This window comes from Ramlibacter sp. (assembly GCF_035627355.1).
Taxonomy (GTDB): Bacteria; Pseudomonadota; Gammaproteobacteria; order Burkholderiales; family Burkholderiaceae_C; genus Ramlibacter.
The window spans coordinates 1-8,583 of the sequence record NZ_DASPLW010000035.1; the positions used below are offsets into that span (position 1 = coordinate 1).

Annotated in this window: 9 protein-coding genes; 6 read left to right on the forward strand and 3 right to left on the reverse strand. The window is 71.3% G+C overall.

The genetic code is table 11. The features are described from left to right. The 5 genes from VEC03_RS09280 to VEC03_RS09300 form a co-directional block, all read left to right on the forward strand. The coding region (locus tag VEC03_RS09280; RefSeq protein ID WP_324914576.1) for a CaiB/BaiF CoA-transferase family protein at nucleotides 1–890 on the forward strand (890 nt) is incomplete at its 5' end. Then, nucleotides 887–1,642: a GntR family transcriptional regulator gene (locus tag VEC03_RS09285; protein WP_324914578.1), complete on the forward strand. Its 756-nt coding sequence runs from the start codon at nucleotides 887–889 to the stop codon at nucleotides 1,640–1,642. The genes VEC03_RS09280 and VEC03_RS09285, both read left to right, overlap by 4 nt. 6 nt (nucleotides 1,643–1,648) lie before the next feature. After that, on the forward strand, nucleotides 1,649–2,866 hold the full coding sequence (locus VEC03_RS09290) for an MFS transporter (protein ID WP_324914580.1): 1,218 nt from the start codon (nucleotides 1,649–1,651) through the stop codon (nucleotides 2,864–2,866). Continuing rightward, a complete protein-coding gene (locus VEC03_RS09295; protein ID WP_324914582.1) occupies nucleotides 2,863–3,666 on the forward strand; it encodes a CoA ester lyase in 804 nt (267 codons plus the stop codon). The genes VEC03_RS09290 and VEC03_RS09295 overlap by 4 nt, the downstream gene beginning before the upstream one ends. Then, nucleotides 3,663–4,367, forward strand: a complete 705-nt coding sequence (locus tag VEC03_RS09300; RefSeq protein WP_324914584.1) for a class I SAM-dependent methyltransferase — start codon at nucleotides 3,663–3,665, stop codon at nucleotides 4,365–4,367. The genes VEC03_RS09295 and VEC03_RS09300 overlap by 4 nt, the downstream gene beginning before the upstream one ends. Nucleotides 4,368–4,379: 12 nt before the next feature. Here VEC03_RS09300 and VEC03_RS09305 read toward each other — a convergent pair whose 3' ends face one another. Then, nucleotides 4,380–5,426 (reverse strand): quinone-dependent dihydroorotate dehydrogenase, encoded by a 1,047-nt coding sequence (locus VEC03_RS09305; RefSeq protein WP_324914585.1) that lies wholly within the window; start codon nucleotides 5,424–5,426, stop codon nucleotides 4,380–4,382. Between the two features lie 38 nt (nucleotides 5,427–5,464). On the opposite strand from VEC03_RS09305, the gene rpiA reads away from it, so the two are divergent. Then, the gene (gene rpiA, locus VEC03_RS09310) at nucleotides 5,465–6,136 is read left to right on the forward strand and encodes a ribose-5-phosphate isomerase RpiA (protein ID WP_324914586.1); all 672 of its coding nucleotides are present in this window, start codon (nucleotides 5,465–5,467) and stop codon (nucleotides 6,134–6,136) included. Here the strand turns inward: rpiA and VEC03_RS09315 are convergent. Then, nucleotides 6,133–6,780: a glutaredoxin family protein gene (locus VEC03_RS09315; RefSeq protein WP_324914588.1), complete on the reverse strand. Its 648-nt coding sequence runs from the start codon at nucleotides 6,778–6,780 to the stop codon at nucleotides 6,133–6,135. The genes rpiA and VEC03_RS09315 overlap by 4 nt on opposite strands. Nucleotides 6,781–6,808: 28 nt before the next feature. Beyond that, nucleotides 6,809–8,583: M3 family metallopeptidase (locus VEC03_RS09320; RefSeq protein ID WP_324914589.1), on the reverse strand; the 1,775-nt coding region annotated here is incomplete at its 5' end.

Sequence of the window (8,583 nt, forward strand, 5' to 3'; positions counted from 1 at the left end):
GCGACCTGCCCGCCAAGCTGGGGCTGACCTACGACGCGCTGAAGGACGTGAACCCGCGCATCGTGTGCGGCCACCTTTCGGCATACGGGCGCACCGGCTCGCGCGCGAACTGGCCCGGCTACGACTACCTGATGCAGGCCGAGTCGGGTTACCTGTCGCTGACGGGCGAGCCGGACGGCCCGCCGGCCCGCATGGGCCTGTCGATCATCGACATGATGACCGGCGTGACCGCGGCGCTGGGGCTGCTGGCGGGCGTCATCGACGCGCGCGCGACCGGCACCGGCCGCGACATCGACGTCAGCCTGTATGACGTGGCGATGAACAACCTCAACTACGTCGGCGCCTGGTACCTGAACGAAGGCAAGGTGGTCCAGCGCGAGCCGCGGTCGGCGCACCCCTCGCTCACGCCCAGCCAGCTGTACCGCACCAAGGACGGCTGGATCTTCGTGATGTGCAACAAGGAGAAGTTCTGGCGCGTGCTGGCCGAGGCCATCGGCATGCCGGAGTGGTCCGAGCACCCCGACTACTGCGACTACAAGTCGCGCCTGGAGAACCGCGAGCAGCTCACCGCCGACATGGACGCCGTGTTCGGCACCGCGACGACGCAGGAGTGGATCGCGCGGCTCGCCGGCAAGGTGCCGGTGGCGCCGGTGTACGACGTGGCGCAGGCGCTGGAGAACCCGTTCGCGCACGAGCAGGGCCGCATCATGGAAGCGCCGCACCCGGCGCGCGGCACCATCCGCACGCTCGCGTGCCCGATCCGCTCGCCGCAATCCGAACCGCGCGTGGGGATCGCGCCGAAGATGGGCGAGCACACGCGCGAGCTGCTCGCCGAGCTCGGCTACGACGACGGAGAAATCGAGGCTTTGGCAGAATCCGGCGTGTTATGAGTGCAGTACCCAGTGCGGACGTCGTCGCGACGCAGCCCCAGTACGTGCTGGTGGCGCAGGCGCTGATCGATGACATCCGCCGCGGCCGCTACGGCGTGGGCGACCTGCTGCCGCCCGAGACCACGCTGTGCACGCAGTTCGGCGTCAGCCGGCACACCGTGCGCGAGGCGATGCGGCTGTTGATCGAGCGCGGCCTGGTGGCCCGGCAGCGCGGCATCGGCACCACCGTCACCTCGCTCGAGCCGCGCGCCCGCTACACGCAGTCCACCGCCTCGCTGACCGACCTGCCGCAGTACGTCGAGGAGACGCGGCTGGTGGTCCGGGAGCTGAAGGACGTGATCGCGCAGGGCGACCTGTCCGAACTGCTGGCCTGCCCCGCCGGGCAGCGCTGGCTGCACGCCCGCGGCTTCCGCTACGTGACGCGCAGCAAGGAGCCGATGGCGCTCACCTACATCTACGTGAATGCGGCCTATGCGGGCATCAAGGACCTCCTCGGCACGCCCGGCCTGCCGGTGTACACGCTGATCGAGCGCCAGTACGGCGAACGCGTGGCCGAGGTGAAGCAACGGATCGACGCCAAGGTCATCGGGCCGGACGAGGCGAAGGAGCTGAACGTGCCCAGCGGCAGCGCCGGCCTGGTCGTCACGCGCCACTACTACGCCGCCTCCGGCCGCCTGCTCGAAGTGGCCGTCAACGTGCATCCCGCCGACCGCTTCTCGTATTCGATGTCCCTGCGCACCGGGCCGCTGTAGTACCCCATGGGCGAGACCTTCAAATCCCTGGCCACGACGCTGGCCGTGCAGATGCTCGGCTCCATGGCCCTGCTCACCGTGCCCGTGCTCGCCCCGGCGGCGGCGCGCGACGTCGGCGTGCCGGCCGCCTACGTGGGCCTGTACATCGCGCTGGCCTACGGCGCCAGCATGCTGGCCAGCCTGGCCTGCGGCGACCTGATCCGCCGGCTCGGCGCCATCCGCGTGAGCCAGCTGTGCCTGCTGCTGTGCGCCATCGCCTCGCTGCTGGCGGCGGGCGGCACGCTCGGCTTCTTCGCCGCCAGCGCGGTGTTCATGGGCCTGGGCTACGGGCCCATGACGCCGGCCAGCTCGCACGTGCTGGCGCGCACCACGTCGCCGCAGGCGATGTCGCTGGTGTTCTCGGTCAAGCAGACGGGCGTGCCCCTGGGCGGCGTGGCCGCCGGCGCGTTGGTGCCGGCGCTCGTGATCGCCGCCAGCTGGCGCGGCGCGCTGGGCGTGGTCGCCGCCGCCTGCGTGCTGGTGGCGCTGGCGGCCCAACCGCTCCGCGAGTCGCTCGACGGCGACCGGGAACCTGGCCGGCGCATCCACTTCGGCAGCCTGGCGGGGCCGCTGCGCGTGGTGCTCACCACGCCGGACGTGCGGCGGCTGGCGTTCATGTCCTTCGTCTATTCGTCGCTGCAGCTGTGCCTGGTGACCTACCTCGTCACCTATCTCACCGGCAGCCTCGGCTACAGCCTGGTGCAGGCCGGCTTCATGATGTCGGCGGCGCAGGCCGCGGGGGTCGTATCGCGCATCGGCTGGGGCGCGCTCGCGGACCGCACGCGCAAGCCGGTGGGCGTGCTCGCGTTCCTCGGCGGCGGCATGGCCGTGGGGGCGCTGGCGACCGGCGCCTTCGACGCGAGCTGGCCGCCGGTGCTGGTGGCGGTGGCCTGCGCCTGGTTCGGCGCCACCGCGATTTCGTGGAACGGTGTGTACCTGGCCGAGGTCGCGCGCCGCGCGCCAGCCGGCCGCGCCGTCGAGGCCACCGGCGGCTCGCTGGCCTTCACCTATTTCGGCGTGCTGGTGTCGCCGCCGCTGTTCGGCCTGGCGGCCGAGCACGGCGCCGGCTTCGGGCTCGCGTACGCCGGCCTCGCCCTGCCGGCCGTCGCGTGTGCGGGCTGGCTATGGCTGTCGCACCGCTCCGCGCGCCGTCGTGTCCAACTCGAGGAGTCCCTTTCGTCATGAGCGAGAAGTCGTTCCTGTTCGTGCCCGGTAACCGGCCGGAGCGTTTCGACAAGGCCTGCGCCGCGGGCGCGGATGCCGTCATCCTGGACCTGGAGGACGCCGTGGCTCCGGCCGGCAAGGACGCCGCGCGCGAGGCCGTGCGCGGCTGGCTGGCGCAGGGCGGCCGCGCGTGGCTGCGCCTGAACGGCACCGACACGCCCTGGCACGCCGCCGACCTCGCGCTGCTGGAACTCCCCGGCGTGGCAGGGGTGCTGCTGCCCAAGGCGGAACGGGCGCAGGAACTGCAGTCGCTCGTGCAGCGCATGCGGCCCGGCACCCCGCTGGTGCCGCTGGTCGAGACGGCCGTCGGGCTGTGGAACGCGCGCGAGCTGGCCTCCGTGCCTGGCGTGCAGCGCCTGGCCTTCGGCTCCGTCGATTTCCAGCTCGACCTGTCCATCCAGGGCGACGGCGAGGAGCTGCTCTACGCGCGCTCGCAACTGGTGCTCGCCTCGCGCGTGGCGGGCGTGCTGCCGCCCGTGGACGGCGTGACGGTGGCGATCGACGACGAATCCGTGCTGCGGGCCGACGTCGAGCGCGCGCGGCGCCTCGGTTTCGGCGGCAAGCTGTGCATCCATCCGAAGCAGGTGGCCGCGATCCAGGCCGGCTTCCGCCCACCGGCGGCCGAGCTCGAATGGGCGCGCCGGGTGATGGAGGCCGCGGAGTCCGCCGGCCACGACGCCGTGCGGGTGGACGGCAAGCTGGTCGACAAGCCGATCATCGACCGCGCCCGCGCGATGCTGCAGGAGGAGAAGGCCGGATGAGCGCCGTTCTCGACGCCGGCCTGGTGACCGACGAAGCCGCCTTCATGGCGCAGCACCTGCCGCTGGTGGGGGCGCGCATCGTCGAACTGGGCTGCGGCAAGGCCGAACTGGCGCGCCGCCTGCTCGAGCAGCACGGCGCGGCCGAGGTCACCGGCTTCGAGGTCGACGAGCGGCAGCACGCCGCGAACCTCGCGGCGCCGCCGTTCCCCGGCCTGCGCTTCGCGGCTGGCGGCGCCGAGGCCATCCCGCTGCCCGACGCCTGTTGCGACGGCGTCATGATGCTCAAGTCGCTGCACCACGTGCCCATGCCGCTGATGGACCAGGCCCTGCGCGAGATCGCGCGCGTGCTGGTGCCGGGTGGCTGGCTCTACGTGAGCGAGCCGGTCTATGCCGGCGAGTTCAACGAGCTCGTCAAGCGCTTCCACGACGAGGGCGAGGTGCGGGCCGCCGCCTACGCCGCACTGCAACGGGCCGCCGAGCAGGGCGTGCTGGCCTGGGAGCAGGAAGTGGTGTTCGACACGCCACTGCACTTCAGGGACTGGGCCGACTTCGAGGGCCGGATCGTGCTGGCGACGCATGCCGACCACCGCCTCGCCCCTGAACTGGAACGCCAGGTGCGCGAGCATTTCCAGCGCCACGTGGGCGACGACGGCGCGCGCTTCGTGCGCCAGATGCGGATCAACTTCCTGGCCCGGCGCTGAGCGCCGTGGCGGCTACGCGCGGGGAAGCTGCTTCAAGGCTTGCGCAACCTCGCGCACCAGCCCCGGGCCCTTGTAGATCAGCCCGGTGTAGATCTGCACCACGTCGGCTCCGGCGCGCACCTTGCTCACGGCGTCCTCGCCGCTGAGGATGCCGCCCACGCCGATGATGGGGTAGCCCGGTCCCAGCGCGGCGCGCAGCTGCGCGATCACCCGGTTGCTGGCCGCCAGCACCGGCGCCCCGCTCAGGCCGCCGGCTTCCTCGGCATGCGGCAGGCCCTTCACCGCCTCGCGCGAAAGCGTGGTGTTGGTGGCAATCACGCCGTCCATGCCATGCCGGCGCAAGGTCGCGGCGATGACGCCGACCTGGGCCTCGTCCAGGTCGGGCGCGATCTTCACGAACAGCGGCACGCGCCGACCGTGCTCGCGCGCCAGTTCCTCGCGCCGCGCCGCCAGCGCACCCAGCAACGCGTCCAGCGCCTCGTCGGATTGCAGCGAGCGCAGGTTCCTGGTGTTCGGGCTGGAGATGTTGACCGTCACGTAGTCGGCATGCGGGTAGACGCCGGCCAGCCCGAGCAGGTAGTCCTGGGTGGCCGATTCGATCGGCGTTGCGGCGTTCTTGCCGATGTTCAGGCCCAGGATGCGGCCCTTGCGCCGGAACGAAGAACGCTGCACGTTGGCGACGAAGGCGTCCAGGCCGTCGTTGTTGAAACCGAGCCGGTTGATCAGCGCATTTGCCTGCGGCAGGCGGAACATGCGCGGCTTGGGGTTGCCCGGCTGCGGCTTGGGCGTGACCGTGCCGACCTCGACGAAGCCGAACCCCATGGCGCCCAGGCCGTCGATCGCGCGGGCGTTCTTGTCCAGCCCGGCGGCCAGGCCGACGCGATTGGGAAACTTCAGCCCGGCGAGTTCGACCGGGTCGTCCACCAGCCCCGCGCACCAGGCCCATGACAGCGGCGTGCCCTGCAGGCGGGCCAGCGATTCCATGGTGAGGTCGTGTGCGGCTTCGGGGTCCAGCCCGAACAGGAAGGGCCGCGCGAGCGAGTAGGGCAGCAGGGGCATGGATAATTCTTCTCGATGCAACAGCCGGGGATTGTCGCGTGACCCAGGATGAACTGAAGGCCCTGGTGGGCCAGGCCGCACTGCAGTACGTGGTGCCGGGCGAGATCGTCGGGGTGGGCACCGGTTCCACCGTCAACAAGTTCATCGAGGCCCTGGCCGGCATGAAGGACCGCATCCGCGGCGCCGTCTCCAGCTCGCTGGCCTCCACCGAGCGCCTGCGCGCCATCGGCGTGCCGGTGTTCGACGCAAACGAAGTCGAGGAACTCTCGGTCTACATCGACGGCGCTGACGAGATCGACGGCCGCGGCTACATGATCAAGGGCGGCGGGGCGGCGCTCACGCGCGAGAAGATCGTGGCCGCCCAGTCGCGCCGCTTCGTCTGCATCGCCGACGAATCCAAGCTGGTGTCCGCGCTCGGCGCATTCCCGGTGCCGGTGGAGGTGATCCCGATGGCGGCGGCGCGCGTCGCGCGCCAGTTCGCCGCCATGGGCGGCCAGGCCCGCCTGCGCCTGAAGGACGGCGCGCCGCTGCTCACCGACAACGGCCAGCACATCCTGGACGTGGCGGGGCTGCGGCTGGAGGATCCGCTGGCCTTCGAAAGCGAAGTGAACCAGTGGCCGGGCGTGGTCACGGTGGGCGTCTTCGCCCACCAGAAGGCGGCCGTGTGCCTGCTGGGCACGGCCGCGGGCGTGAAGACGCTGCAGTTCTAGAAGATGATGCCGGCCGGGTTGCTGCCTGCCGGCAGGGCCGGCCTGGGCGCCGGTGCTGCAGGGGCCGGTTCGGCGGCGGCGGTCGGCGCGGCCGCCCGCAGGGGCTGGGCCACCACCAGCGGTGTCGCCGCCGGCTGCCGCCAGCCATTGGGCAGGCGCGAGGTGCGCGGGTAGCCGGCGGCGTCCAGGAACTGCGACCACTCCGCTTCGGAAAAGCCCTTGAGCTGCTGCGAGCCGACGGTCACCAGCGGCAGCGCCGCCGCGCCGCCGCTCAGGCGATCCAGGGCGGCGATGTCCTCGGCCGTCGTGACCGTCTTCTCGCTGAACGGAATGCCGCGCTGCGACAGGTACGTGCGCCCCGAGGCGCAGGGCGCGCAGTTGGGGCCGGTGTAGAGCGTCACCGGATAGCGGCTGGCCGCCTGGCGCAACTCGAAGGGCAGGGCGGCATTGCCGTTGGTGGCCGCGGAGACAGCGGCCGCCGACGCCGGTTCCACCTTGGCGGTGACATCCGCAGGTGGCTTGTCGGAGAAGGTCACCCGTCCGTCGGGGCCCACGATGCGGTAGACCTGCTGGGCGCCGGCGGCGCCGGCGGCCAGCGCCAGCGCGAGCGCTGCCAGTCGGAGGGCAAGGGGGGCGGGGGTCATCCCGCCGATTTTCCTTGTGTGACCGATGTCACGCCATGCCTTGATGGCGTAACAGGGCATCGAGTGTGGGTTCGCGGCCACGGAAGGCCTTGAACGACTCCATCGCCGGCCGGCTGCCGCCCGTCTCCAAGATGGCCTGCCGGTACCGGCGCCCGGTTTCCACGCTGGGCATGCCGTCGGGCGCCGCCGTCTCCTCGAAGGCGGCATAGGCGTCGGCCGACAGCACCTCGGCCCACTTGTAGCTGTAGTAGCCGGCCGCGTAGCCGCCCGCGAAGATGTGGCTGAAGGTGTGCGGCGTGCGGCTGAACTCGGGCGAGGGCAGCACGGCCACCTCGGCGCGGACCTTGCGCAGCAGGGCCATGAAGTCGCCGGCCGGGTCGTGCTCGGTGTGCAGCAGCATGTCGTACAGCGCGAACTCGATCTGGCGCAGGGTGGCCAGGCCGCTCTGGAAGTTGCGCGCCGCCAGCATCCGGTCGAACAGTTCGCGCGGCAGCGGCTCGCCGGTGTCCACGTGCGCCGTCATGTGGCGCAGCACCGCCCACTCCCAGCAGAAGTTCTCCATGAACTGGCTGGGCAGCTCCACCGCGTCCCATTCCACGCCGCTGATGCCGGACACGTCGCGCTCCTTCACGCGCGTCAGCATGTGGTGAAGGCCATGGCCGGACTCGTGGAACAGCGTGATCACGTCGTCGTGCGTAAGCAGCGGCGGCTTGCCGTCCACGCCGTCGGCGAAGTTGCAGACCAGGTGTGCCACCGGCGTCTGCAGCCGGCCGTCGTCCGGCCGGGCCCAGCGGGCGCGCACGTCGTCCATCCACGCGCCCCCGCGCTTGCCGTTGCGCGCCGCGGGGTCGAGGTAGAACTGGCCGACCAGCTCGCCGTCGCGCTCGATCCGGTAGAACTCCACGCGCGGGTTCCAGGTCGGCGCCTCGTCGCGCCGGATCGCCACCTCGAACAGCGTCTCGACGATCTTGAACAGGCCGGCCAGCACCTTGGGCGCCGTGAAGTACTGCTTGACCTCCTGCTCGCTGAAGGCGTAGCGGTCTTCCTTGAGCTTCTCGCCGATGTAGCTCCAGTCCCATGGCTGCGGGTCGGCGATGCCCAGCTTCTCTGCCGCGAAGGCGCGCATGTCCGCCACGTCCTTCTCGGCGTGCGGCCGCGCCTTGGACGCGAGCTCGCGCAGGAACCGGATCACCTGCTCGGGCGACTCGGCCATCTTTGGCACGACCGACACCTCGCCGAAGTTGCGGTAGCCCAGCAGCCGGGCTTCCTCCAGCCGCAGCGCCAGGATCTCGCGGATGTTGGCCGTGTTGTCGAACTTGCGGAACTCTTCCGGTGCCTGGTCGCTGGCGCGCGTGACGTAGGCGCGGTACAGGCGCTGGCGCAGTTCCCGGTTGTGCGCGAACTGCATGACCGGCAGGTAGCTGGGCATCTTCAGCGTGAGCTTGCAGCCTTCCTTGCCCTCGGCCTGGGCCGCGGCTCGGGCGGCCTGGACCACGTCGCCCGGAACACCGGCGAGCTCATCCGGGCTCGCGTAGTACGCGAAGGAGTCGGTGGCGTCCAAGGCGTTCTCGCTGAACTTCTGGCTCAGTTCGGCCTGGCGCTCCTGGATCTGCGCGAAGCGCTCCTTGGCCGCGCCCTGCAGCTCGGCGCCGCCCAGCACGAAGTTGCGGATGGCGTTCTTCAGGGCCTGGCGCTGCTCGGGGTCCAGCCTGGCCGGGTCCATGGCCTTGTACTTGGCGTACAGGCGTTCGTCGGAGCCCAGCCGGGTCCAGAAGTCGGTGATCTTCGGCAGCGCCGCGTTGT